This window comes from Bacillus sp. MMSF_3328, from assembly GCF_030733525.1.
GTDB lineage: Bacteria > Bacillota > Bacilli > Bacillales > Cytobacillaceae > Bacillus_AB > Bacillus_AB infantis.
The window spans coordinates 19,873-46,447 of record NZ_JASHIV010000026.1 but is presented as its reverse complement, the minus strand read 5'-3'; the positions used below and the strand labels follow the sequence as shown (position 1 = coordinate 46,447).

Annotated in this window: 24 protein-coding genes and 2 tRNA genes; 2 read left to right on the top strand and 24 right to left on the bottom strand. The window is 48.1% G+C overall.

Features of this window, described 5'->3' with window-relative positions:
* Positions 1–4: 4 nt before the first annotated feature.
* The 8 genes from hslO to spoIIE all read right to left on the bottom strand — a co-directional run bounded on the left by hslO (position 5) and on the right by spoIIE (position 10,503).
* Positions 5–883 (bottom strand): Hsp33 family molecular chaperone HslO, encoded by an 879-nt coding sequence (gene hslO / locus RBB45_RS23780; protein WP_009796146.1) that lies wholly within the window; start codon positions 881–883, stop codon positions 5–7.
* 27 nt (positions 884–910) lie between these two features.
* Positions 911–1,690 carry a type III pantothenate kinase gene (locus tag RBB45_RS23775; RefSeq protein ID WP_165352714.1) on the bottom strand — a complete coding sequence of 260 codons (780 nt, stop codon included), beginning with the start codon at positions 1,688–1,690 and terminating at the stop codon, positions 911–913.
* A gap of 247 nt (positions 1,691–1,937) precedes the next feature.
* Complete coding sequence (gene ftsH, locus RBB45_RS23770) at positions 1,938–3,926, bottom strand: ATP-dependent zinc metalloprotease FtsH (RefSeq protein ID WP_009796149.1); 1,989 nt, start codon at positions 3,924–3,926, stop codon at positions 1,938–1,940.
* Positions 3,927–4,069: 143 nt separating this feature from the next.
* Positions 4,070–4,615: a hypoxanthine phosphoribosyltransferase gene (gene hpt, locus RBB45_RS23765; RefSeq protein WP_009796150.1), complete on the bottom strand. Its 546-nt coding sequence runs from the start codon at positions 4,613–4,615 to the stop codon at positions 4,070–4,072.
* Between the two features lie 22 nt (positions 4,616–4,637).
* Positions 4,638–6,026, bottom strand: a complete 1,389-nt coding sequence (tilS, locus tag RBB45_RS23760) for a tRNA lysidine(34) synthetase TilS (protein WP_306010458.1) — start codon at positions 6,024–6,026, stop codon at positions 4,638–4,640.
* 211 nt (positions 6,027–6,237) lie between these two features.
* A complete protein-coding gene (locus tag RBB45_RS23755) occupies positions 6,238–7,230 on the bottom strand; it encodes a serine/threonine protein kinase (RefSeq protein ID WP_306010457.1) in 993 nt (330 codons plus the stop codon).
* Positions 7,199–7,936 (bottom strand): vWA domain-containing protein, encoded by a 738-nt coding sequence (locus RBB45_RS23750; RefSeq protein WP_009796154.1) that lies wholly within the window; start codon positions 7,934–7,936, stop codon positions 7,199–7,201. Before RBB45_RS23750 ends, RBB45_RS23755 begins: the two co-directional genes overlap by 32 nt.
* Before the next feature lie 89 nt (positions 7,937–8,025).
* Positions 8,026–10,503 (bottom strand): stage II sporulation protein E, encoded by a 2,478-nt coding sequence (spoIIE, locus tag RBB45_RS23745; RefSeq protein ID WP_306010456.1) that lies wholly within the window; start codon positions 10,501–10,503, stop codon positions 8,026–8,028.
* Between the two features lie 332 nt (positions 10,504–10,835).
* On the opposite strand from spoIIE, the gene RBB45_RS23740 reads away from it, so the two are divergent.
* A tRNA-Met gene (locus RBB45_RS23740) sits at positions 10,836–10,909 on the top strand.
* A 16-nt stretch (positions 10,910–10,925) separates the two neighbouring features.
* Positions 10,926–10,997: transfer RNA gene (locus RBB45_RS23735), tRNA-Glu, on the top strand.
* 248 nt (positions 10,998–11,245) lie between these two features.
* Here the strand turns inward: RBB45_RS23735 and RBB45_RS23730 are convergent.
* The 16 genes from RBB45_RS23730 to ridA all read right to left on the bottom strand — a co-directional run bounded on the left by RBB45_RS23730 (position 11,246) and on the right by ridA (position 26,570).
* Complete coding sequence (locus tag RBB45_RS23730; RefSeq protein ID WP_009796156.1) at positions 11,246–11,716, bottom strand: S1 domain-containing RNA-binding protein; 471 nt, start codon at positions 11,714–11,716, stop codon at positions 11,246–11,248.
* Positions 11,717–11,802: 86 nt separating this feature from the next.
* Positions 11,803–12,210, bottom strand: coding sequence for an FtsB family cell division protein (locus RBB45_RS23725; RefSeq protein WP_148977043.1), 408 nt, complete (start codon positions 12,208–12,210; stop codon positions 11,803–11,805).
* Between the two features lie 23 nt (positions 12,211–12,233).
* On the bottom strand, positions 12,234–12,860 hold the full coding sequence (gene yabQ, locus RBB45_RS23720) for a spore cortex biosynthesis protein YabQ (RefSeq protein ID WP_009796158.1): 627 nt from the start codon (positions 12,858–12,860) through the stop codon (positions 12,234–12,236).
* Complete coding sequence (gene yabP, locus RBB45_RS23715; RefSeq protein WP_022543208.1) at positions 12,857–13,159, bottom strand: sporulation protein YabP; 303 nt, start codon at positions 13,157–13,159, stop codon at positions 12,857–12,859. Before yabP ends, yabQ begins: the two co-directional genes overlap by 4 nt.
* A 128-nt stretch (positions 13,160–13,287) precedes the next feature.
* A complete protein-coding gene (locus RBB45_RS23710; protein WP_009796160.1) occupies positions 13,288–13,557 on the bottom strand; it encodes an RNA-binding S4 domain-containing protein in 270 nt (89 codons plus the stop codon).
* A 14-nt stretch (positions 13,558–13,571) separates the two neighbouring features.
* Entirely contained in the window at positions 13,572–15,032 is a 1,461-nt protein-coding gene (yabN, locus tag RBB45_RS23705) for a bifunctional methyltransferase/pyrophosphohydrolase YabN (RefSeq protein WP_009796161.1), read from the bottom strand.
* Positions 15,033–15,038: 6 nt separating this feature from the next.
* Positions 15,039–16,640, bottom strand: coding sequence for a putative polysaccharide biosynthesis protein (locus tag RBB45_RS23700; RefSeq protein ID WP_306010455.1), 1,602 nt, complete (start codon positions 16,638–16,640; stop codon positions 15,039–15,041).
* A gap of 201 nt (positions 16,641–16,841) precedes the next feature.
* Entirely contained in the window at positions 16,842–17,378 is a 537-nt protein-coding gene (spoVT, locus tag RBB45_RS23695; RefSeq protein WP_009796163.1) for a stage V sporulation protein T, read from the bottom strand.
* A 265-nt stretch (positions 17,379–17,643) separates the two neighbouring features.
* Positions 17,644–21,183, bottom strand: coding sequence for a transcription-repair coupling factor (gene mfd / locus RBB45_RS23690; protein ID WP_101552990.1), 3,540 nt, complete (start codon positions 21,181–21,183; stop codon positions 17,644–17,646).
* A gap of 81 nt (positions 21,184–21,264) precedes the next feature.
* On the bottom strand, positions 21,265–21,495 hold the full coding sequence (fin, locus tag RBB45_RS23685) for an anti-sigma-F factor Fin (protein WP_022543206.1): 231 nt from the start codon (positions 21,493–21,495) through the stop codon (positions 21,265–21,267).
* 132 nt (positions 21,496–21,627) lie between these two features.
* A complete protein-coding gene (gene pth / locus RBB45_RS23680; RefSeq protein WP_009796166.1) occupies positions 21,628–22,191 on the bottom strand; it encodes an aminoacyl-tRNA hydrolase in 564 nt (187 codons plus the stop codon).
* Positions 22,192–22,257: 66 nt separating this feature from the next.
* Positions 22,258–22,893: a 50S ribosomal protein L25/general stress protein Ctc gene (locus RBB45_RS23675; protein WP_009796167.1), complete on the bottom strand. Its 636-nt coding sequence runs from the start codon at positions 22,891–22,893 to the stop codon at positions 22,258–22,260.
* A 183-nt stretch (positions 22,894–23,076) separates the two neighbouring features.
* A complete protein-coding gene (locus RBB45_RS23670) occupies positions 23,077–24,033 on the bottom strand; it encodes a ribose-phosphate diphosphokinase (protein WP_009796168.1) in 957 nt (318 codons plus the stop codon).
* 28 nt (positions 24,034–24,061) lie between these two features.
* Entirely contained in the window at positions 24,062–25,435 is a 1,374-nt protein-coding gene (glmU, locus tag RBB45_RS23665; protein WP_009796169.1) for a bifunctional UDP-N-acetylglucosamine diphosphorylase/glucosamine-1-phosphate N-acetyltransferase GlmU, read from the bottom strand.
* Between the two features lie 242 nt (positions 25,436–25,677).
* Positions 25,678–25,968, bottom strand: coding sequence for a septation regulator SpoVG (gene spoVG, locus RBB45_RS23660; protein ID WP_009336662.1), 291 nt, complete (start codon positions 25,966–25,968; stop codon positions 25,678–25,680).
* A 227-nt stretch (positions 25,969–26,195) separates the two neighbouring features.
* Positions 26,196–26,570 carry a 2-iminobutanoate/2-iminopropanoate deaminase gene (gene ridA / locus RBB45_RS23655; protein ID WP_009796173.1) on the bottom strand — a complete coding sequence of 125 codons (375 nt, stop codon included), beginning with the start codon at positions 26,568–26,570 and terminating at the stop codon, positions 26,196–26,198.
* Between the last annotated feature and the right edge of the window lie 5 nt (positions 26,571–26,575).

The following is a 26,575-nucleotide window of genomic DNA, read 5'->3' as shown; positions in this document are numbered from 1 at the left end:
AGCTTTATACCGCTTCGCTTTTTAGTGCCTCAAGCTCTTCTTTTGAGTAATGGTATTTTTCGTTGCAGAAATGGCATTGGGCTTCTGCTTCGCCGTCTGTATCGATCATATCCTGGATTTCATCCCTGCCCAGGCTGATGATGCTCGTTGCAAACCGCTCCTTGGAGCATGTGCATTCAAAGGATACTGGCATTTTTTCCAGAATCTTGACATTTCCCTCTCCAAGAATCTCATTCAAGAGCTCTTCCGGTGTAAGGCCTTTTTCAATCAGCTTGGACACAGGAGGAATTTCCTTCAGCCTGTTCTCAATTCTTGTAATTGTCTCTTCATCTGTTCCTGGAAGGAGCTGAAGAATGAACCCTCCAGAGGCAAGAATCGTATTGTCCGGATTTACAAGAACACCGACTCCGACAGAGGAAGGAAGCTGCTCAGACATAGCAAAATAATAAGTGAAATCCTCTCCAAGCTCACCTGAAACGATTGGCACCTGTCCTGTGAAATGCTCTCTCATCCCGATGTCCTTGACGACAGTCAGCATGCCATCAGTACCGACTGCCCTGCGGACATCCAGCTTCCCTTGCTCATTCAAGTCGAAATGGGTCTGCGGATGTGTCACATAGCCGCGGACCTCTCCCTTAGAATTGCTGTCAACCAGGATTGGGCCAAGCGGGCCGCCGCCTTCAATTTTGATGGTCAGCTTTTCCTCGCCTTTCAGCATCGCCCCCATCATCACACCTGCAGTCATTGCCCTGCCAAGAGCAGCAGAAGCCGTCGGCCACGTGTAATGCCTTCTTTGCGCCTCTCCCACCGTATCTGTGCTGCGGGCAGCGTACGCACGCACCTGTCCATTAAAGGCAAGCGCCTTAATCAAATAATCTTCCATCTTGTACTCCTTTCAAAGCTGTATTTCCTATTTCTTTATACTTTCCCTATTTCGTTTATAAATTAACTGTAATCCTTTCAATGTTAAAAACGGGTCGACAATGTCGATCATATTTGATTCCTGGGCAATCAGATTGGCAAGTCCACCGGTGGCAATGACCAATGGATTTTCATCACTCTGGTCCTTCATCCTCTTCACGATGCCCTCTACCTGTCCAACATATCCGTACACAATGCCTGATTGCATGGCGGCTACCGTATTCTTGCCGACAATATGTTCAGGACGGGCAATTTCTATCCTCGGAAGCTTAGCGGCCTTTGAATATAATGCCTCAGTCGAAATGTTGACGCCTGGTGCAATCGCTCCGCCCATATACTGCTTATCAGCATTAATATAGCAGTAAGTTGTCGCAGTCCCAAAATCGACGATGATAAGCGGTCCGCCATACTCATGGATGGCTGCAACTGCATTGACGATCCTGTCAGCGCCCACCTCGCGCGGATTTTCATACTTGATATTAAGACCGGTCTTAATGCCGGGGCCAACGACAAGGGGCTTATGATGAAAGTACTTCTGGCACATTCTTTCAAGCGCAAACATGATCGGCGGCACAACCGAAGAAATAATGATGCCATCTATGTTAGAAAATGAGAGATTCACATGCTCAAAAAGAGATTTCACGATCATCCCATATTCATCTTCTGTTTTATTCCGGTTCGTCTCTATTCTCCAATGGTGCTTCAGCTCTTCGCCATCATATACACCAAGCACAATATTTGTATTTCCCACGTCAAATACAAAGATCAACATTCTCACCACTTTTATAATTTTTCTAACACAAACACACTGCCAACATCATATCACAACTCCTGCCGAATCGTAATAGAAAAAGACCTGCACCCTGTCCTTGCCCGCCAGGAGATCCTGCATGCCTGAAAACAGACGCTGCTGCTGAGCCTGTGCCCATTTAAAGATACCCTTATTGTTTCCCAAAAAGCAAAAAGCTGACTCAGGCGGCCAGATTGTGGCATTCCTGAGTCAGCTTCTTTGTCGATTATAGGTCGCGCTTTTCGTCAGCGCTGCCGGTTGGGCCGGCATCATCCTTCGGTGCAACCGGATCATTTGAATCTGCCGGATGGATTTCCTTCACAGCATCTTCATCTTTCTTGATGTTGATATTGACCTTCACATCATCTGTGCTTGCGTCGATCACTTTGCGGTCAGGCAGCTTGCCATTGTCCACAAGGCTCTTGATCTGTTCAGCATCAAGAGTTTCAACTTCCAGAAGTGTGTTGGCAATCAAGTCAAGCTTATCGCGGTTTTCTGTAAGGACTTTTCTTGCTTTTTCATAACACTCTTTAATGATGCGCTGGATTTCCAGGTCGATTTCGTAGGCAATCGCATCAGAGTAGTTCTGCTCGTTGTTGAAATCCCTGCCAAGGAACACTTGGCCCTGGGACTGTCCAAACTGAAGCGGTCCGAGCTTATCGCTCATACCGAATTCAGTCACCATTCTCCTGGCAATGCCGGTTGCGCGCTGGAAGTCATTGTGCGCGCCTGTGCTGACTTCGCCAAAGACAATCTCTTCGGCAACACGTCCGCCCAGGAGGCCGACAATCTTATCCAAAAGCTCCGGCTTCGTCATGAAGTATCGGTCTTCCTTCGGCAGCATGACGGCATATCCGCCAGCCTGGCCGCGCGGAACGATGGTTACCTTATGGACCATTTCAGCCTCATCCAGCATGACACCGATCACAGTATGCCCGGCTTCATGGAATGCCACGATATTTCTTTCTTTCTTGGAAATGACGCGGCTTTTCTTGGCAGGTCCGGCTATAACTCTGTCCGTCGCCTCATCAATATCGGTCATATCGACTTTTTTCTTATTCTGGCGTGCCGCGACAAGGGCAGCCTCATTCAATAAGTTTTCAAGGTCGGCACCTGAGAAGCCTGGCGTCCTTGCTGCAATAGCCTTCAGATTTACAGACTCATCAAGCGGCTTATTGCGGGCATGTACCTTCAGTACTGCTTCACGTCCATTAACGTCCGGACGGTCAACAGTGATCTGGCGGTCAAATCGTCCCGGACGCAGAAGGGCCGGGTCAAGAATATCCGGACGGTTCGTTGCGGCTACGATGATGATTCCTTCGTTAGCCCCGAATCCATCCATTTCAACAAGCAATTGGTTCAGCGTCTGTTCGCGCTCATCATGGCCTCCGCCAAGTCCGGCGCCACGCTGGCGTCCCACTGCATCAATCTCATCAATGAATATAATACACGGTGCATTTTTCTTGGCGTTCTCAAACAGGTCACGCACACGGGATGCACCGACACCAACAAACATTTCAACGAAATCGGAACCGCTGATCGAGAAGAACGGTACGCCTGCTTCACCGGCAACAGCACGCGCCAGCAGGGTTTTACCGGTACCCGGAGGTCCGACCAGAAGCACCCCTTTAGGAATTCGGGCCCCAAGATCCGCGAATTTGCGTGGATCCTTCAGGAACTCGACGACTTCTACAAGTTCTTGCTTTTCTTCATCCGCACCAGCAACATCCTTGAAGCGGACCTTCTTTTTTTCTTCACTATAAAGCTTGGCTTTGCTCTTGCCGAAGTTCATGACCCGGCTGCCGCCGCCCTGTGCTTGATTAAGCAGGAAGAAGAACAGGATGAAAATGATGATGAACGGAATGATGCTAGTGAAGAATGTTACCCAGCCGCTCGTTTCCTTGGCAGGCTGTACATCCACCTTCGCATTGGCTGCCGCCTCATCTATGCGGTCCAGCAGATTGTCGCTGTTCCATACATATGTGATAAAGAATTTATCTTCATCATAGCCTTCAAGCTTGCCCCGCACCTCAAATACCCCGCGCTCAGGCTGCATTGAAAGCTCTGTTACCTCGCCGCTGTCCAGGTAACCGACGAATTCGTCATAAGATATATGGTCTGTCGGCTCATTGTTGCCGTTAAAGAAGCTGACAACGCCTATAATGACTAAAAAGATTAATAAATAAAAGATGGTATTCCGGAAGATCCGATTCATCCCTTACCTCCTCCCACGGTAAACAAACTATATTGTATAGTATCATAGTAAATCATGCCAATTCAAGAAATTACACTTTTGAAAACCGGGCTGGTCCATGCTTTTAGCAAGGCTTGTCATAAACCTCTCACATATAGGATTGCTTAATCATTGTTTGTGTATACTTCAGGCTTCAAAACCCCTATATATGGAAGGTTGCGGTATCTTTCCGCATAGTCAAGGCCATAGCCAACCACGAATTCATCCGGAACGATGAACCCTACATAATCGGCTTTGATATCTGCCTTTCTGCCGGTCGGTTTATCCAGAAGAGTGACAATCTTGATGCTTTTTGCTTTTCTGTAGCGGAACAGTTCAACCAGATAGCTTAGTGTCAGGCCGCTGTCGATGATGTCTTCAATGATCAGGATGTCCCTGCCTTCCACTGAAGTATCCAAGTCTTTCAGGATTTTGACTTCTCCGGAAGAGACTGTTGAATTGCCGTAGCTGGAAACGTCCATAAAGTCCATCTCAAGATACGTATCAATGCGCTTCAAAAGGTCTCCCATGAAAGGCATTGCCCCTTTCAGGACGCCGATTGCCAAAGGATAGCGGTCCATATATTCCTCAGTCAGCTGCTGGGCAAGCTCTTTAGTCTTTGCCTGGAGTTCCTCTTCGGAAATTAGTACTTTTTCGATATCGTTTTTCATGAATAGTGTGCCCCCTAGAAGATCAATGCTTTATATATGTTAAAAAAATATTCCTGGTGTCAGAACCTGCAGGCAGCATATAAGCAGATTTGCTCAATCCGGGAATCCAGAGGATTTCCCCGCTGCTGTCAGTCACGATGGGCCAGCTGTCCCGTTCATGCAAAGGGATTTTCCTGTCGATAAAAATAGATTTCACTTTTTTCGTCCCGTTCATTCCTTTTATCGTCATTCTGTCCCCGGCTTCGCGGGTGCGGACAATAAGCGGAAAATGCACATTATCCCTGCTGACTTCAAAGCAATTCAGATCTGCCGTTCCTCTATGATCTCCGCTCTCTCCTGCCAGTAGGGCACCGGCGCTCGGAAGCTCGATTTTTCCGGGCTGATTTATCTCAAAACGATAGGCTTGCACCTCAGAGTGGCTGTACCTGAAATGGCAAAAGCCGTATGATCGCACAATTTTTAAGCCGTTTGGGAAATCAAGTGAACCGGAAGGATGAGGATTGTTCAATATTGAAAATATCTTCTCAATATGTAAGGCGGATAATGATGCAGGCCTCTCTTGATAGAGATAGTTTAATATTAGTTGAATACCTCTCCTTTGTAAAGGCATTGGCATTAGCATGAAGCGTTCTGTATCAATCGTGATTTCGGCATCTTCCTTCTTCTTCATTACTGTATTCATTTCCCGGGCCGTTAATTCCTGAAGGAACTGTTCATCGCCGCGCAGCTCTTCGCTGAAACGCTGAAAATGAACATGGGCCTGCGGGTTTTCCGACTTCAGGAATGGCAGGACGTTTCTCCTGAAACGGTTTCGGCTGTAAACATCCTTTTCATTGCTCGGATCTCTTCGGGGGTCCAGCTCATTGCTTAAACAATACTCTTCAATCTCTCCCCGCTCAAGGCACAGGAAAGGACGGATGATCTCCCCGCCGCCAAACGGACGGGAGAAAGGGATCCCTGATCTTGCTTCCCCTGTGCTGCCTCTTGTCAGCCGCATCAGGATGGTTTCCATCTGATCATCCCCATGATGGCCGAGTGCCAGGTATGATGCCCCTGATGCCTTCATGGCCTCTTCAAAAAAGCGGTACCGGCATTCGCGCGCCGCCGTCTGGGAGCTTTTACCGGATTCCTTCATATATGCCGATACATCCTCCCTCCTCATCTCAAACGGAATGTTCCGCTCTTCACAAAAGGATTGGACAAATCGGGCTTCCTGATAGGATTCCTCACCCCTGAACATATGGTCAAAATGAATCGCCGCGGGTTCAGCTCCCCACACCTTGCGTTTTTTCCACAGCAGGTGGAGAAGTGCAAGGGAATCGGGGCCTCCGGACACGCCTACAAGCACCTTTTTGCCTTCAAGCCGCACACCATGATGCCGAAGGAAAGCTTCGGCTTTTGCATCAAGCATAATAAATTCTTCCTTACCTGAAAAATCTATAGTCCCTTATACCCCTGGTGATGGGTGAATAACCTTATTGAAGGAAACTACTATATTAAGAATAGCATCTTTGCCTGCAATCTCCAAAGCATAACCCTGATGGAATGCATATCGCATCCAGGGGGCTTCTGCCTGCTCCATTATGTACGTATGCACAAGCGAAAAGTTTCATCATTTTTCTTTAGACCAGCTGTCCATAAATATAAACGAAATAAAGGACTGAAATAACAAAGACAATGAGCACCGTTTCCAGGAATCCGCCTTTCTTCTTCTGATCCTTGGCTCCCTGCCTGGTCCGTGAGGGGGCTGGCCGAGTACCGGCAGCCTGGTTCCTGGCTGCACTCCGCCTGGCCGTGCGGCTTTCAGGCTGCCCCGCTGCAGGCAATGCAAGAAGCTCTTTCCTCATTTCAGCAGCGGATGCATACCTTCCCTCCAGTGCCTTCATGAGCATAAGCTCATATTTCATCAGCTCTTTGTTCTGTCTGATCATATCCCTGAGCTGGCCGATGCCACCTGCAGTCTTATTGAACCGCTTAGGATAATATAGATTAATCAGCACCATTGCAGCAGCGAATAAGTCATACTGCGGATCGGCCTTCCTTGTACCAAGCCCCCAATATCCGCGGTCGTAAAACTCAGTAAATTCCTTGATTGCCCTCCCTTTGATGGTTGTACCGCCCACATCGATGCAGCGTATCCTCGGAGGAGGGGAAGTCACTATCAGGTTTTCCGGCTTAAGATCGCCAAACACCCATCCGCTCTGATGAAGCTTTTCCAGATCGCTGAGCAGCTGGGAAAGAAGCACTTCTGTCCAGGAAGGACCTTTTTGCCGGATGAAGCCGAGCAGATCAGGTCCGTGTATGTATTCCATTGCATAAAAGGAAATCCGGGCATCCTTCCTCTCCCAGTCATCGACATCAAGCAAAGAAGGCCCGAGGGCAGAACCCTGGACCTTGGCAAAGGATTTGAGCACATTTACTTCAGAGGTAACGGACATTCCATTATCACTCATCTTTAAGGCAACCTGCTGATTCCGGCACTGGGCAAGATAGACGATCCCATTCGCCCCCCAGCCAAGCTCCCTTATAATCGTATACCGGTTGCGATGCCATTTCCCTTCGATAATCGTCCCAGGGCTTACTTTACATAGACTCTTCAATGTATTGTTCATCATCACGGGAAAGCAGGCTCCTTAGTGAACGTTTTTTCTTGAAATAGCTTAAAGCTTCACGGATTGCCGGCCCGGTAGGGGTGATGCCTCCTGTTGACAGCTTTGAAAAAATGCTTGTCAGTGATTCGAGCCTTGGCGTCCAATCCAGCAGTTTTTCGACATCATTCTTTTTCCCGGGAAATACAAAAACTGCAAAACGGTTATCGCCAGAACGGGCATTCAAGCTCAAAGACAAATCGAGAAGGGCTTCCTTGACCGTCGGGAGTTTATGCTTCATACTCGCACTTGTATCGACGAGGACCAGCACCTCAAGCTCGACTGTTTCCCCGAGCTCATCTACAACCTCCATGACCTCTCCCCTTTTTTCCGGCGGAAGGTCTTCAACCGTCTGGGAGCCGCCCAATATTTGCTGAAGCTCCTTATTCACCACACCCTGGAGTGTTTGCGTCATTGCCTTCCTCGTTACCATCTGGACCGTCTGGGATAACGCCTGCGAGTATACGACCTGGCTTACCCCGCCCCCGGAGAGGGCAATCCCGTCAATTTCATTCATGCCCCGTTCGTCAATGACATCCTTCTCCATTACTCCGATGACATTTACCGTAATGCCCTGTTCTTTCGCCAAAGCTGACATGGCCACAGGGTCTTCGCCCTGATTGGAGCAGCCGTCTGTAATAAGCAGAATCTGTTTCAGTGTTCCGGTCTTCATATAATCTCCCCTCCTGTTCCTTATTGGTACCATTTTCGACGGAACAGGACGGAAATATACATGTTCGGAGGAAGAGAGGGACAAAATAATCAGTTGGCTTTTTGGCGCAGCTTCTGGACCGGGATGGAAGCCCATTTTGGCGTATTATGCTTTATTTTGGATACTACCACAGTCATATCATCCTCGATCAGGCCTGAACGAGACCTGATGACCTCCTCCATGATCAGGTCGGCTATTTCCTGAGGATCCTCTGTTTTCAGCTCATGGATCTTCCGCTTCATCCACAGGTCATAGTTTTCCACATGCTTGGGACCTTCAAAAACACCATCGCTCATCATGATCAGGAGATCGCCTGCCTTCAGCTGCTCACTGACCACATCCACCTCGAATTCCTGCAATATCCCCATCGGCAGATTGCTTGCCTGAACCTTGAGGACCTTGCCGCCTCTCTTAATGAAGCTTGGTGTCGATCCAATCTTCAGGAACTTGGCTGCTGCATTTTGCAGATCGACCATGGCCAGATCAAGAGTGGAAAAGATTTCGTCCGTCGTCCTCAATGACAGTACAGAGTTGACCGACTTAATCGCCACCTTCTCCTCTATCCCTGATTGAAGAATCTTTTGAAGCAGCTGGAGGGTTTCCTTGCTCTCAATATGGGCCCTTTCGCCGTTCCCCATCCCGTCGCTGATGGCAATGGCATATTTACCTCCTCCAAGCTCGATGGTCGAATAGCTGTCACCGGAAATCAGTCCGCCATCCTTTGCTGCATGGGCCACCCCGGTTTCAACCGCATAGGCTTTAGCCGATCGGAAAGTCACGTAGCAGCTGCCGCTTCCAAATGTGGAACACTCCTCTGAATTGACAAGAATGGTTTCTCCCAATATATCTGACAGCATCGGGGCTATCAGTTTTTCACACTCGCCGTGCCCCCTGCAGTAGGGGATCGTCATATCAATGTCGACATTCCCCTGCTCCAGGCTGTAAATCTCCACCTGTTCGATCTGGATGCCAAACCCCTGGAGTGCGTCGAGGATGGACTCTTCCTGCCTATGATGATTTTCCCTCTCCCGCTGGATTTCTTTCGCAAAATCGCCCATTACCTCTGACACGCCCAGCAGCTGGTCTGCCACAAGCCTTCTGCTCTCCTGAACCTGCTTTTTGAGCTTCAGATTTGCCTGATAAAACGTCAGCTCCTGATGCATCGTTTCCAATACCTTTTTAGAGCGGGTGCAATGTTTTTCCCACTCCCTTGTCAGCCTTCCGGAAACGGTCCCCTGCTGGGCATCCATTTCATGCATAATTTCCTTCATATATTCATAGGTTGTATCAAAGTTCCTTGCCCAGCAATGGTCTTTCTTGAAACAGGTCTGGCATGTTTTCTCCGTGACATTGCTCAGGAAATAATCCATCTCCCTTTCCTCCCCATCCCAATCAATGGGATTATCATGGGAAGAGAAACTTTTGGACAAAGCCTGGAATACAGTCGAGAATTGGGCAACGCGCTGGGCTGTAACGTCCCGCATCTTCCGCATATACTGCTGCTGCTCCGCCGCATACTCTGGGGTCCCCGGTATATGCCTGGCAAGCTTCCCTGTCAGCGCCTGCGGGGTCAGGAAAAATAAGACCGTTGCTGCACCAGTCTCCAGAACTGTTTTCAGCAAGGTACCCGTTCCTTCCCCATACATCCCGATTAATAAGGTGGCAATCAGCAGTCCGCACGCCACGCCAAGCTTTCTCCCTTCCTTCAGCAGGCCGCCCAGGAGGCCGGAGAAAGCAAGAAGGCTCATATGATAGAAACTAGAAACATTCGCCAGGCTGAAAATCAATCCGGTCACCACCCCTACTGTTGACCCGACCGTTGCGCCTGCAACAAATGCAAATAATAGAACCAGATATCTGGATAATATATGTTCAACAGACAGGTCATACACCGACCAGCCGATCGTTCCGGTCATGACTGAGGCTAGCATGATGATCAGGCAGACTATTTCCTCAGTTTTCAAAGACTGCCTTCTTTTTGATATGCTGAGCAATGGCAGGCTCTGCAGGAAAATCAGAGTAAGGATAAAGCCGAGGCTTGCTTCCACGCCGGCCATCATCGCATCATAAAGCGACAGCTGTCCTGAAACAATATAAGCTTCTGCAATCTTCCCGATCGCCAATACGAAAAATGTATAGACCGGCAGGGCCCTTACTTCATTTTTCAGCCACTTTTTAGAAACCCGGAAGGCGAAGAGGAAAATAAAGCAGATTCCAAACACTGATGCTGCATTCATCATAGATAAAGTAAATGCACCGGCAGTAAGCCCAATCAGGGCCAGCGGTGCCTTATCCCTCTTGATCAGATAGACCGCTGCAAAGAACGGCAGGCTGAAGGGCGTCAATTTCGCCAGGATGAGCGCCCTTCCCAGGAGAAATCCGATCAATAGAAGGATATAGCCCTTTTTGATAAAAAAGGTCTCCATCTTCATCTGGAACTTGTGAAGGCCTTTTGCCAATTCGAGCTTCGATCCGTTGAAATCAACTTCCCCAGCAGGATCCATTACCGTCTGTTCCGCCTTTTCCATTTATTCCACTCCCCGTATTTGTATCGTTGCTGATTATTATAAAATTGGTTATGCATAAAAGTTTGTCAAAAGAGGAGACAAGCCCATGTTTTTCTTTCGACGGCTTTCCTCCTAATAACAAAAAAGCAAACAATATAATGGAAGATAATCCCTAAAATATAATTTATGTTTTGAATATTCGCTCAAAAAGAGGTTGATAATGCCTTGAAAGCGCGATTTGCCCGTCAAAAAAAATTGGCGAACCGAAAAAAAGGAGAACCGACATTTTTCTTTTAAAATATTATTGACACCACGGTCAATCCTTTGTATTATATTCCTTGTGCTTATATTATGGCGGTGTAGCTCAGCTGGCTAGAGCGTACGGTTCATACCCGTGAGGTCGGGGGTTCGATCCCCTCCGCCGCTATCCTTATCTTTAATACGGCCCCTTGGTCAAGCGGTTAAGACACCGCCCTTTCACGGCGGTAACACGGGTTCGAATCCCGTAGGGGTCATACATGAAATGCGGAGGCTGCTTGAACAGCCCCGACAAGCTTAAGACGCCTCAGAAATGAAGGCGTCTTTTTAGTTCTATTTTTGAGACCTAGATTAAGACTCGATGGTTGTCTGATTCTTCCCATACATCCAAAAACACCTGCTCAATTGGGAGCAGGTGTTTTTTCGTTCTGTTAAAGCGCAAAAAAAAAGACAAGCCCCTCGGCCTGTCATGGTCATGCAATATATAGAAAAAATCAGCAGCAAGTTATCCTCGTTTAGCGCCTCTTCCTCCGCGTTTGGATTCAGTATTGCGTTTTAGCGAGGCCAATCGGTCTTCACTGTCTTTCAGGAACTTGGCCATTTTAGACTCAAAGTTCTCTCTTGGCGGACGGCTGTCATTGGATCTTCCGTGGCGCGGACGCTGGGATCCGGAATATCCGCCCCGTGAATCGCGGCGTTCAGGCCTGTCAGTTCTTTCTGGTCTGGCAGGTCTCTCTGGCCTGTCTATTGCTTTCTTGATGGATAAGCCGATCTTTCCATCCTTCTCCACATTAATGACTTTAACCTCTACCTGGTCACCGACCTTCAGGTGATCATTAATATCCTTAACATAGTTATCTGCGACCTCACTAATGTGGACAAGACCGGTTGAACCTTCCGGCAGTTCTACGAACGCGCCGAAGTTTGTAATGCCGGTTACCTTTCCTTGTAACTTGCTGCCTACTTCGATTGACATAAAAAGATTTTGCCTCCTTAAAGATTAAAAGAATTAAACTTACTTTATATTATACAGAATTTCAAAAAAGAGTGTCAATAAGACTGCTACTCGGATGTTTTTTCCTTTTCCTTCTTTCCGTCCTTGTCCTCAGGCAGATTAAAGATGATTTCATCCTTTTCGGAAAGGAAATAGTTCTTCCTCGCAAGCTTGGCTATATATTCATCATCATTCAGTTTGACGATTTCTTCTTCCAGGAGGACCTCATTCTTTTTAAGGGAGGCGAGCTTCTTTTCAAATTTCTCTTTTTCGAGGGCCTTTTCTTCAAGAGCAGAGGATTGCGTGACGAGTGTAGAGATCATCAATACGGCGATGGCTGCAGCCCCAACGAAAAAGACAGTCAGCCTGCGGATAAGCAGGACTCTCTTCCTGGCTGTGCTGATCTCTGTATTCTCTTGCTGTTTGGCATAGTTTGTCTCGATTTTTGCTACTTTGCGTTTCCTGATGGCACTCACTCTCGCAGCCCCTCCTTGCCCATTTATTTATTTTTCCATCTGGTTATTAAGCTGTTTAAGTTATTCTTGAATGTGTGTAAATTTCCTGCCAATTTATTATATAACTTCTCGACGCTATTTTTAATCTTTTTCGGCAAAATAAACCAAAAAAGTGACCAAATCCATTTGACAGGGCTTAAAATCACTTTTAAAAGGGTCCATATGATCCTAAGTACCAGTTGCATAAGGGCCAGTATGCCTTTTCCGAGCAGCACAATAAGTGAAATAATACCCATGATGATCGATTGGATCGGTTTATAAACCAAAAGGTGTGCCATTCTGACAAAAAAGCGGAATATCGCGGCAATCGCTCCTATCAAAATTTCAAGCAGCCGGAGGAACCCCTGCTTAAGCAGGCTCTGGTAGGCGGCAAATCCGCAGAACAGGGCAATAAAGATGTAGAACCTCAGCTCGCCCTGGTTGATTACGAACAATACATAAAAGACAGCAAGTCCCTGCAGACTCCAAAATAAAAAATCATTGATGAAGACAATCCAGCTTTTTCTTTTGGCGCGGCGCAGGAAGCGGTTATATGTATCGAGCGACGCGCCGAACGCGCTTCCCATGCCAATCATGGCAAGCATGGTAAGAAACTGCGCAGAAAGGGTCATCGGAATATCTTGCTAAAGAACCCTTTAGCTTTTTCCCCTTGCTGTTCATCCATATATACGAGGTCAAATACTTTCCCCTTAATGGATACGATTCCTTTCTCCACGTCCAGATTCTTCATCTGGAGATTCTGGCCGCGGATGGCCAGGAAGCCCATGACTGTCTCCAAAAGGAATTCTTCATTATCAAAGCTTTCGACCTGCTTGACGCCGGTAATATCCAGAAGCTTTCGTCCCCTCATGATGACATCATGATCAGGAGCATTGCTTTTGCCTGTGTTTGATTCATAGTATTGACTCATCCTCATCCCCCACAATCGCATAGTACAACCTTTTGTACATGTTATGAGGGAGGGGGGCCGTTTAGAACAATTCAGTCAGGTCCGGCCATTATACAATACCTGTTTCCCCGCTGGTGCTGACTTAAACATTAATTTTCCTGCTGGCCGGTGCGCTCTTCCTTCAGGATGGTGTACATTTCAGCGGCTTCTTCCTTGCGGCTTGTTTCCTGGAGGCGCTCAATCTTCGCTGTTACAATCCGCTGCCCGAGCCTGACCGTCAGCTCATCGCCGACCTTTACGGTTGAGCTGGCCTTCCCCTGCTGTCCGTTGATCAGGATCCTTCCCTGGTCAGCCACTTCCTTTGCCAGCGTTCTTCTTTTAATCAGTCTTGATACCTTCAAAAATTTATCCAGTCTCATTCTTGTCTCCCCCTTTATAGTCCTTGCTGTTTCGCTTCATCCCAGAACCGGTCCAGCTCTTCCAGGCTGTATCCGCTGAAGTCCCGGCCGCTCTCCCTGACTTTATCTTCAATATACTTAAAACGTCTGATGAACTTCTGATTGGTCGTGAAGACCGCCTGCTCCGGATCGATCTTGCAGAATCTCGCAATATTCACAAGTGCAAACAGGATATCGCCGAACTCTTTTGCTGCTTCTTCTGACCGCGGGTCCCGGTTCATTTCCTCTTCAAATTCAGACAGCTCTTCTTTAACCTTCTCCCAAGCCGGCCCGATTTCCTGCCAGTCAAAGCCTGCGCCGGCTGCTTTCTTCTGGATATCCGCCGCCTGGAGCAGCTGCGGCATTGATTTGACGATTCCGCTTAAGAGCGACTCAGGAACTGCTCCTTTTTCTTCAGCCTTGATTTCCTGCCAATTTTTCAGCACCTGCTCTTCTGTATCCGCCGAGGCGTCGCCAAAAACATGGGGATGCCTGCGTATCATTTTTTCGCTGACACCCTGAATGACATCATCTATAGAGAAATAGCCGTCATCTTCCCCGATCTGCGCGTGCAGAACTACCTGCAGGAGGACATCTCCCAGCTCCTCGATCATATGGTCGATATCTTCATTATCAATCGCTTCGATAAGCTCATAAGCTTCCTCGATCAAGTATTTCCTGAGCGATTGGTGCGTCTGCTTGAGATCCCACGGACAGCCGTCCGGCCCCCTCAATGCGGCGATGATTTCCCGGAACTTGCTGAATTCCCTGTAAAGGAGGGTTTCATCCTTTACCGGCGGCACATAGACTGAGGTCAGGTTATTGATTTCCGCTTCCCGGTCAAGCTCAAACAAAGGCACCTTCCTGATGCTTTCCCTGCTGCTCCCTGCTGCCGTGGCAATATAAATTTCATAATCGTACGGAAGCATTTCCATCAGGGTCAGCTTCACATTGCTCGCCACGTAGGTATCATACACCTGCCCGATGATCATATGATGCTTAAGCATCACTTCATCTTTTTTCAGATCAGTGGCATCCAGCAGCTGAAAACCTTCGATCGGATCTATTTTCAGTGCCTGAAACAGGGCGTCCAGAAAGCTCTGGCCTCCCCCAATCACGATATCAATTCCCAGCACAGGGCCTTTCTCAAGCAGAATCTGAACCGTTTTCTCCGCAACCAGCGGATGGCCCGGTACAGCATAGACAACATCCCTATCTGCTGCTTTCGCCAGGAGAATATCGCAAATTTCCTCATATACCTCTTCAAAGCGGCTGTGCTTTTCGTATATACGATCAAATGATTGAAAAGCCATCCCTTCATCTTGAAGCTCCCGGATCACCGGGTGGTCCTCTGTCCTTAAATATACCGCTCCCTCAGCCTGAAGAGCTTTATAGACGCCAAAGGGCAGCTGTTCAAGGTCTCCCGCCCCAAGGCCGTAAATCGTAATCTTATTCATGTCAAATCATCTCCTGTTCCTGCCGGGCAGCAAATAGCCCAGCTTGCTTCCAAAAGGCAGCATGCTGATTTCTTCTTTTCTAAAAGTCTCTCCTTTTAAAGCTAAAAGCATGAATACAATTCCGCCTGTTGCAGCTGCACTTAAAGCTATAAGGCCGGCCGCAAGGCGCCCTTCCCCTGCCAAAGATCCTGCTGCCAGCAGGTAGGCCTTCAAATACAGCAGCATGACAGCAGCAGCAGTTCCGAGCCCCAGGATGAAGCGGCCCGGCACTAAAGGCTGCCGGAATAAGAAGCGGAGCCTGGCGTGCAGGACAAGCAGCACAACGGCGAGTGCTGCACATGCAGCAATAGCTGCTCCCATCGTCCCTGCAGCCGGCACAAGCAGAATGTTAAGGATATATTTTATCCCGAAGCCTCCAACAATCACTGCCGCCGGGAAAAAGGTGTGGCCCAGCCCCTGCAGAATGGCCGCCAGGGTCATGATGATCGAGGCAAAGAAAATGAACAGGCTCAGCACTGAGAGCACTTCTGATCCTTCCGCATTCTCAAACAGCATGATATTGACCGGCTTGATAATGGCCCATAATCCTAAGGCCGCACCTGTCCCAAAGAGCAGGCTGACACGGAGGGCTAGGCCTGCCTTTTCAGCAAGGAACTTCTGATTGTTTTTCAGCTTTTCAGCTGTGATGAGCGGAACAAGCGAAAGCGACATTGAGGTGGCAATAACGGTCCCAAGCTGTATGAGCGGCTGGCCCCTGTCATAAATCCCTTTCAGCTTCTTTGCCTCTTCAGCATCCAGCCCTGCCGATACAAGCAGGGAATACAGATTCAGAGAATCTGCCAGCTGAAGAAGGATGAGCAGCATAGAAGCCGCACTGATGGCCGCACCCTGGAGAGCGATGGTTTTCATCGTCTTCAGGACTGCTTTTCCACTCAGTTCAATACCCGCTGCCCCAGCTGCTTCCTTTTTTATCACACGCCAGAAAAAGGCGGACAGGATGACTGCAGAAGCAATGCCTCCTGTCACTGAACCGAAAATGGCCCCGCTGCCGGCTGTATATAGTGATGCTCCTTCTTTCATGAGGATGAACGCAGCAGCCAAAATGGTCGCCACACGGATGGCCTGCTCTCCCACCTGGGAAACAGCAGTCGGAAGCATGTCGCCCCGGCCCTGGAAATAACCCCTGAGAAGAGCTGTCGCCGGCAGAAGAAGGAAGGCTGGTGAAAGAGTCCTTAAAAGGATACCCAGCTTTGGATCTCCCATTTGCGAAGCAATCCAATCTGCCCCGGCAAACATTATCAAGAAAGCAGCCAGACCAGTGGCCAAAAGGAAAAGACCGGAGGCAGCCAACAGCTGAAGAGCTTCTTTCCTGCTCTTTGCCTGTTCAGCATAAAGCTTTGAAATCACGACCGGAAAACCGTATGTAGACAGCACGATGGCAATCCCGTAAAAAGGATATACCTGCTGGTAAATATAAAAGCCGACATCCCCTACGATATTCTGGAAGGGGACTCTGTAAACTGCGCTCAAAACCTTTGTGATCAAAGCGGCAGCTGCAAGGATCAGGGCTCCTTTGAACAGATCTCCTGATTGATTAACGGGCTTCATTGCCCATCTCCTTCCAATAATGAATTCGAAAAGTATTATAGCATAACTATTGGCCGCAGGATGGGATGATAGCGCATTAACCTTGTTTCGTTACCCGTCTGTCATAAAACAAATAGCTTTGAAGCATTCATTTTCATTTTTCCCATAGAAAAAAGGCAGCCAGGCTGCCCCTTTTCATCTCTATAAGATTCAAAATTGGTATTAGGACTCCATCTGCCTTGCCAAGAATCCAGCTGCCGTTTCTACAGCCTTCTGTTCTACATCACCAAGCGAATCTTCCTTCGCATAAATGATGACTGCCCCTATCGGATCGCCATTGGCAATGATCGGACCGATTGTATAAGCAGAAAGGCTTTCCTCATTCCCATCTGCAAGGGCATACTCACCTTGAGTGTTGACGAGGACAGAAGTTCTGTCTTCCATTGTTTTTTCCAGCAGATCACTGATGTTTTTGTTCAGATAATCCTTTTTTGATCCGCCTGCCGTTGCGATAAATGTATCCCTGTCACAGATCAGGACCGGGTTTCCAAGGCTGTCATACAGAGCTTCTGCATATTCTTTTGCAAAATCGCTTAATTCGCTGATTGGCGAGTACTTCTTTAAGATGACTTCACCATCGCGGTCTACAAATATTTCCAGCGGGTCACCTTCACGAATTCGCAGTGTCCTGCGGATTTCCTTCGGGATTACTACACGACCCAAATCATCGATACGACGAACTATACCAGTTGCTTTCATCCTGCGTTGCCTCACTTTCATCTGATGATTTTTAGCAGGAGTAGATTTCTGCTTCCTTTTGTTGAAATCTTCTCCATGTTTGAACTTAGTATCTTTCATATGGAAAGTTCTATACACTTGCAAATATTTTTTCTCTCGGGTGATAACATTTCCTCAATAGGATAAACATTCCAGTATAAAAATCCTTACCATTTGAAATACCCTTGTCTACTCTAATTAAACACTTTTCTCATTTCATTTAGGTGACAGGAACTTTTCCATTACTTTACGATATTGGATTTTGCTGCTTCTTTTTGGCCTTATCTATTCCAAGAATCATATCATAGGCGGTGTTAAGCCATTTGTCTGTACTGTAACCCTTTGTCTGGATGACCATCTTCAGCTTCTTGCCTTCCATGCCGAGGCCGACCATCCGTCCATGTTTGGTGCTTTCCTGGAAGATTTTCTGTCCGTCGATCAGAGAGCTTGCCTCCTCTGACAAGAGAATCAGGACTTCAGCCTTGGACTGTTTGATGAGCTCTACACCGGCCTCCTGGGCATGGACCTTCATCTCGGCGACCCGGAACAGGTAAGCGACCTCATCCGGATAATCTCCGAACCTGTCTGTCATTTCTTCCTTCAGCCCTTCGACCTCATCCATCGAGTCGATGCCGCGGAACCTTTTATACATTTCAATCTTCTGGTTTCCATCCGCCAGATAAGCATCAGGGATGTAGGCATCGATTTCAAGATCGATTTCCACAGAAGGCTTTTTATATGTTTCCGGATTTTCCTTCCGTTCTTCTATCGCCTCTTTAAGCATCTGGGAATACAGGTCAAAGCCGACAGAATCGATGAATCCGTGCTGCTGAGAGCCGAGCAGATTGCCGGCACCCCTGATGGAAAGATCGCGCATCGCAATCTTAAATCCTGACCCCAGCTCCGTGAACTCCTTGATGGCCTGGAGGCGCTTTTCTGCCACTTCAGTCAGCACTTTATCCTTCCGGTAGGTGAAATACGCATAGGCAACTCTGTTTGAGCGGCCAACCCGCCCCCTCAGCTGGTACAGCTGGGAGAGCCCCATCCGGTCTGCATCAAATACGATCAAGGTGTTCACATTCGGGATATCGACTCCCGTTTCAATGATCGTTGTGCTGACAAGGACGTCCGCTTCTCCTTCAAGGAAGCTCAGCATAACTGATTCGAGCTCATTTTCAGTCATTTGGCCATGGGCGGCAACCACCTTGGCATCCGGTACAAGCATGGAGATTTCCTCTGCCTTCCGTTCGATGTCCTCAACCCTGTTATACAGGAAATATACCTGGCCGCCCCGCGCCATCTCCCGTTCGATGGCTTCACGGACAAGTCCGCCATTGTATTCCATTACATAGGTCTGGACCGGGAATCTGTTCTCCGGCGGTGTCTCGATGACAGACAAGTCTCTCACGCCGAGCATCGACATATGCAGGGTCCGGGGAATCGGCGTCGCAGTCAATGTCAGAACATCAACATTTGTTTTGAGCTGTTTGATCTTTTCTTTATGAGTGACGCCGAACCGCTGCTCTTCGTCAATGATGAGCAGCCCGAGATCTTTATAAATGATTTCCTTTGAGAGCAGGCGATGGGTGCCGACAACAATATCAACGGTGCCGTTTTTAAGGCCCTTGACTGTCTCGGTCTGCTGCTTCTTTGTCCGGAAGCGGCTTAAGAGCCCGATCTCAACAGGGTATTCCTGGAACCTTTCTCTCATTGTCTGGTAGTGCTGCTGGGCAAGGATCGTTGTCGGCACAAGGATGGCCACCTGTTTGCCGTCCGCAATTGCCTTAAAGGCAGCCCTGATGGCCACCTCAGTTTTCCCGTAGCCAACATCGCCGCACAGGAGGCGGTCCATCGGCCGCTCTTTTTCCATATCCAGCTTGATTTCATGGATGGACCTCAGCTGATCCTCTGTTTCCTGGTAAGGGAAGGACAACTCGAATTCGCGCTGCATGTCCCCGTCAGGAGAGAATGCATAACCTTTCGACGCTTCCCTCTCGGCGTACAATTTGATCAGATCGTCCGCTATATCCTGAACAGAGCTTTCAACCTTCTTCTTGACACGCTTCCAGTCATTGCCGCCAAGCTTATAGATCTTCGGCTCTTTGCCTTCGGACCCTACATACTTCTGGACAAGATCAATCTGATCGACCGGAACATACAGCTGATCGCTGCCTGAATAGCGTATATTCAGATAATCCTTATGAAGGCCATTGATTTCGAGTGTTTCAATGCCAAGATATTTGCCGATCCCGTGGTTCACATGGACAACATAATCGCCGATTTTAAGCTCTGAATAGCTTTTGATTCTTTCAGCATTCGAAAGCTTCTGCCTGCGCGGTGACCGCTTTGCTGTTTTCTTGTTGAAAAGCTCTTCTTCCGTGATGACGGCAATTTTCTGGATCGGCAGTTCAAAGCCTGTCTGCAGGCTTCCTTCCGTGATCTGGAACTTGCCCTTCAGCACTTCTTTATCAGGCTCGATGACAGCAGCCTCAATTTCATAGTCGGCCAAAACGCTTTGAAGCTTCTTGACCCGGGCCATGTCAGGGCCGAGGAACAAAACAGAGAAGCCGCTCTTCCTCCAGCGTTCCAGCTCGCTTTTCAGCACATTCAGCTGGCCGTGGAAGTTCTGCATCTGCCTGCAGGAAACATTGATGATATTCTGCGGATTCGTATTCGGGACATGCCTTAAAAATAGGGACATGTAAACGATCGGCTGATATGACCGGGCGATGAATTCCTTCAGACTGTGGGAAATTTTGACGTCATGGACAATTTTTCCTTCGCCAAGCAGGCTTGTATACCATTCTGCCTCCTCTTTCTCAAGGGACTCATTCATCTCCTGGACCCTGCTGATTTCATCGATAAAAATAAGCCCATCCTGCGGAAGGTAATCTAGCAAACTATTATTGGATTCATAAGCATAGGAGAGGTATTTGAACATCTGCTCAGGCCTTTGCCTGTTCCGGAGCTGCTCCAGTTCATACCCGATATTCTGGGCCAGCAGCTCTTTTGCCTTCTCATCCTTCAGCTTCTTCAGACTGGCTGAAAGGCCTTTTTCCAGCTTCTCATATACCCTGTCATAATGCTCATCCTCAAAAGGATTCTCGGTTGCAGGGCCGATATGGACCTGCTTCAGCTTTTCTTTCGATCGCTGGTCTTCCAGGGAAAAAGAACGGATGCTGTCAATTTCGGTGTCAAACAGCTCAATCCTGATCGGATCCGCTTCGGTCAGCGGATAGATGTCCAGGATGCCGCCCCTGACGCTGAATTCTCCCGGGGATGACACCATATCAGTTCGGCTGTAGCCCATTTTGACAAACTCAAGAAGCTGCTCCTCTATTTCTATATCATCGCCAAGCTTTAATATCAGCTGGCGCTTCTTCCAAAGGGAAGGAGGCGGAAGCACCTTCCTCATCCCGGCCATAGGGATAATGACAATGCCGGTGCCCTTCCCGCTCCAATGGTTGAGCGCGTCGATTCTCTGCGCCCTCAGCTCGGGGCTTGCAATGCTGAGCTCCGATGCGATCAGTTCATTGGCGGGATAAAGATATACATCATCCTCGCCTATCAGATTGACAATATCATCATATAATTTCTGTGCTTGTAAAAGATTGTGAGTTACAACCAGCATAGGCTTTTTTGTCTGCTCATATATAGAGGCAAGGAAAAGCGTCCGTGCCGAGCCGGTCAATCCGGCCACCAGCTGCTCTTTCAGCCCCCCGTTCACTCCGGTGATGACTGTCTTGATATCATCCTGCCGGGTGAAAAGCTGTTTTAATCCTAGCATGGCAACCCCTCCTCTCGTCCTAAGTCGTTATGTGTGCATATGAAAACAGAAAAACGCTTTGGAGTGTCCGTCCAAAGCTTTTTAATGAATAAGGTAATCGTTCTGATGGTAATCAGGATTTCTTTCCAGTGATTCCTGGCAATCCTCGCAGATCGATGTTATGTGTATATCCCCGGATGACCCATAGAGAATCATATCCTGGCGTTCTTCTTCATTCAATTTATGGAACCCAAGGCTTTCTGCATGCATTGACAAGTTATCCAGCGTTCCCATCTTCATGCCGCAATGGCGGCAATGATAATGAAGTGCCATGCCTGTCCCTCCCTGTCTAACAATTGTTATTGCTAGTATTGCCCCGGGAAGGAATCTTATTCACTTACAGAGTGCAGCAGAAAACGCTAACTTAACTTTATCATATGTAAGGCCAAATGAAATAATGAAAAGCTAAGATTGGTTATATTGATTCATGACCTCAAGGAAAGGCTTCCTGATCCAATCTATGCAGGCATCAGCCGAGCGGTCTGCCGCCTCATCCATGACCTTCTGCTCTTCTGCTGTAAAACGGCCGAGCACATAATCAGTCACCTTCATCCCGCCTTCAGGGCGCCCGATCCCGACGCGGATGCGGCTGAATTCCTGTGTGCCTGTGTGCGCAATTGTTGATTTGATGCCATTATGGCCTCCTGCGCTGCCCTTCTGCCTGAGCCGGATTTTCCCCGGCGGCAAATCAAGATCATCATAGATGACAGCCAGATCTTCTGTGTCAATATCATAATAGTCCATCAGCGGTCTGATCGATTCTCCTGACAGATTCATATATGTAAGCGGCTTTAGAAGGAATACCTTTTCTCCATCGACGCGCCCCATGCCGAACACACCCTTGAACTTTGCCTGGTCCAAAGGGATATTCAGCTTCCCGGACAGCCTGTCAATAACGTCAAAGCCTATGTTATGCCTTGTTTTCTCATACTCTTTCCCTGGGTTCCCCAGCCCTACAAACAATTTCATGTCTTATTACCTCCGCCTATCAACGTAAGAAAAGGTCTGACCAGAGCGGGCCAGACCCTTTATTGTTTACTCTTCGTTTGCTTCAGTTTCCCGGCCTTCCTGATTCTCAGGGATGCCTGGCTCCTGCTCTTCGCCTGTGCTTATTTCCTCTTCCTGCCTTGGCGCAAGGATGGAAGCAATGACTGTTTCATCATCCGTATTGATCGTGAAGCCGCGGCCCGCTTTAATATCTGCGGCCGTAATGCTTTCTCCGACCTGGAGATCTGCTATGTTTACTTCTACGCTCTGCGGAATGTCATTCGGCTTGGCCGATACAGATAACTCATGGACAGGCTGCTGAAGGACTCCGCCGTCTTTGACGCCTGCCGCATCGCCGACCAGCTCGATCCTCACCTCTGCCGTGATTTCCTGCGACATATCAACCGCCCTGAAGTCCAGGTGGGTGATTTCATTTTTCAAAGGGTCCGCCTGATAGTCGCTCAGCACCACATCATGTTTTGTGCCTTCTACATCAAGAGAAAAAACAGCATTCCTGCCTGTTTCCCGGATTGTTTTGATAAAATCAGGGCCATTCAGGTAAATTGCTTTGCTTTCGATTTTATTCCCATAAACAACACCAGGAATATTCCCCTCATTGCGCAGCTGCGTCAGATTGGAATTGCGGAATTCTTTTCGTTCTTTGGCTTGAAGTACAGTGCTCATAAAAAACGTCCCCTTCCTCAATTTAAGGTGTAATTAAAATGAACCATGCAAATGGACTGCATACTTATCTTTTTAAAAATGCCCTAAATGGAGATGTTTTAAACACATTTGCCTGCAAGCTGTTTTATAACATGAGTATAGCATAAAAGGCTTGCCCTGCGGCAAGCCTCTTGTACTGCTGAATTAATCGAACAGAGTGCTGACAGATTGCTCCTCGTGGACGCGGATGATCGCTTCCCCGATAAGAGGGGCTACAGACAGCTCCCTGACTTTTGCGATTTTCTTTTCTTCAGGCAAAGCAATGGAGTTTGTGACAGCCAGTTCTTTAATATTTGAGTTCTGGATCCGCTCGATCGCCGGCCCTGACAGCACAGGATGTGTGCAGCACGCATAGACTTCCTTCGCGCCATTTTCAATCAGGGCGTTCGCAGCAAGGGTGATTGTGCCGGCCGTATCGATGATGTCATCGATAAGGATAGCAATCTTGCCGTCGATATTTCCGACGATATTCATGACTTCCGCCACATTCGGCTTAGGACGGCGCTTGTCGATGATGGCGATTGGAGCCTTCAGGCGCTCTGCAAGCTTGCGTGCGCGGGTTACTCCCCCATGGTCCGGTGATACGATGACAATATCGCCATCCAGATCTTTGTTTCCGAAATAATCGGCCAAAATCGGCACACCCATCAGATGGTCGATCGGGATATCGAAGAAGCCCTGGATTTGCGGCGCATGAAGATCCAGCGTGATGACACGCGTCGCCCCTGCCGTTTCAAGCAGGTTGGCTGCAAGCTTGGCCGTGATCGGTTCACGGGCTCTCGCCTTGCGGTCCTGGCGTGCATAGCCGTAGTAAGGCATAACAATGTTGATTGTCTTGGCAGAAGCCCTCTTCAGTGCGTCAATCATGATCAGAAGCTCCATCAAGTGCTCGTTTACAGGAGAGCTTGTGGACTGGATCACGAATACATCACAGCCCCTGATGCTTTCCTCGATGTTAATCTGGATCTCTCCATCACTAAAACGCGTAACAGAGCACTTTCCAAGCTCCACTCCGATAACCTTTGCAATTTCCGATGCCAGATCACGATTTGAATTCAGGGAAAACACCTTCAAGTTTGGATCTAAATACTGGTTCGACATGTTAACCTCCATTAGCTTTTTATCACTATTATTTCTTGTTATTAAGCTTGCTCACATAATCTTCTTTATTCGTCTGCCTTGCACGGGCCACTGCCAGCGCTTCTCCAGGCACATCTTCCGTGATGGTAGAGCCGGCCGCTACATACGCGCCTTTTCCGACCGTTACAGGTGCAACCAGATTGGAGTTGCAGCCAATGAATGCTCCGTCTTCGATTTTTGTCAGGAATTTATTTTTCCCGTCATAATTGACTGTGATTGAGCCGCAGCCGAGGTTCACATCGCTTCCGACTTCCGCATCCCCAATATAACTGAGGTGGGAGGCCTTGCTTCCTTTGCCGAAAACAGACTTCTTAATTTCAACGAAATTGCCGACCTTCACTTCATCATGGATATCTGACTGAGGACGGATATGGGCAAACGGCCCAATCGCTACACCACTGCCGATGCTGCTGTCGTGGGCGACAGAATGCCTGATAACAGTGGTGTCCCCGATCGTACAGTCCTTGATTTCCGTGTTGGGGCCGATCACGCATTCTGAGCCGATCACCGCAGCCCCCTGGATGACTGTTCCCGGATAGATGACTGTATCCTGGCCGATCACCGCTTCAGGGCTGATATACGTCTGTTCAGGATCGATGAGCGACACACCGTTTCTCATATGCTTCTCATTTATGCGCCTTTTCATGATGCGTTCTGCCTGAGAAAGAGCAACACGGTCATTGACGCCCAGTGACTCATCGAAATCGCCTGTTGCGAAGGCTGATACCGTCTCACCTTCAGTTTTCAGGATTTCAATGACATCAGGCAGGTAATACTCTCCTTGGACATTGTCATTGCTGACATTGTTAAGGGCACGGAAAAGCGATGCGTTATCAAAGCAGTATGTACCTGTGTTGATTTCGGTGATGCTTCTCTCCTGCTCTGTCGCATCCTTATGCTCGACGATTTTCTCGACATGCCCCTCTTCATTCCGTACAATTCTTCCATATCCTGCAGGATCAGGAGCAATGGCAGTAAGGATGGTTGCTTTTGCACCAGTTTCCTCATGATGGCGGAAGAGCGACTCCATTGTTTCTGCCTTGATGAGTGGTGTATCCCCGCACACAACGATGGTCACACCCTCTTTTCCTTCAAGGGCATCCTTAGCCTGCATGACAGCATGGGCTGTGCCGAGCTGTTCCTCCTGAAGCGCATAGCTGCTTGCATCACCCAGCTGGGATTTGACAAGCTCGGCGCCATGCCCGATGATGGTGACGATTTTTTCTATATGAAGATTCGATACTTGATCCACAACATGCTGAACCATTGGTTTGCCGCAAACGGGATGAAGCACTTTATAAAGCTTTGACTTCATGCGTGTCCCTTGGCCTGCGGCTAAAATTACCGCGAAACGTGTAGACATTTACAGGCCTCCAATTTACCTTTTTATCCATTAAGAATATATCTCAAAAAGCCTTTCATTTCAAGGAATGTTGCCAAAGTACATATTTTTGTCATAAGGAAGATTTTCTGGGAAGGAAATTATTTAAGAAGGATGGTTTATACAGGGGTCTTACAGGGGAAAGGCAATAATAAGGAGCAGGCAGTGAAAATGGCCATAAAAAAGAGCCTGACTAATGAAGTAGGCCCTCGTTGCAATTATACTTAAGAAGCTCCGGCTTCTTCAAATTCAACTTCTAATTCGCCTAAGCGGTGATATTCTGCCAAAACAGCTTCTTGGATCTTGCCGCGCGTTCCGGAATTGATCGGGTGAGCGATATCACGGAACTCTCCATCAGGTGTACGTTTGCTTGGCATTGCGACAAATAGGCCATTATTGCCGTCAATGACACGGATATCATGAACAACAAACTCATGGTCTAAAGTAATTGAAGCAATTGCTCTCATCCGTCCATCTGTATTTACACGGCGCAATCTTACGTCAGTTACCTCCATTTGGTTCACCACCTTTACTAGTAAATAAATTCTAATTTTATTAATTCAACAAATTTTCCAATTCTCCTTCTTAAATGGGAATTTTTTTTTGGGTTTTTTCCCGTGCTCTGGGGAAAAGGAAGCAAAAGGAGGCGCTTACAGCATGTGCGGACCTTCCACAGCAGTACAAACCGCCTAAATTTACAGGTAATTCAGAAAATATTTTGAGGTAAAAAAAAGCCCCCGTTTTATTTAACGAGCGCTATTACTTCAATTTCAACCAGTGCATCTTTTGGCAGCCTTGCTACTTCCACACAGGAACGGGCCGGCTTGTGCTCTCCGAAATATTCTCCATACACTTCATTGATCTCCGCGAAGTCATTCATATCTTTGATGAAGACCGTCGCTTTTACGACCGTTTCCAGCGAAGCACCCGCTTCCTTCAGTACAGCCTGGAGGTTCTTGAACACTTGGTGCGTCTGCTCCTTGACATTGCCATCCACCATGATGCCTCCGGCAGTCAATGGAATCTGGCCTGAGCTGTAAAACATATTGTTTACGACAATTCCCTGTGAGTATGGTCCGATTGCAGCCGGAGCCATCTCTGTATGAACTTTTTTCATGGCTT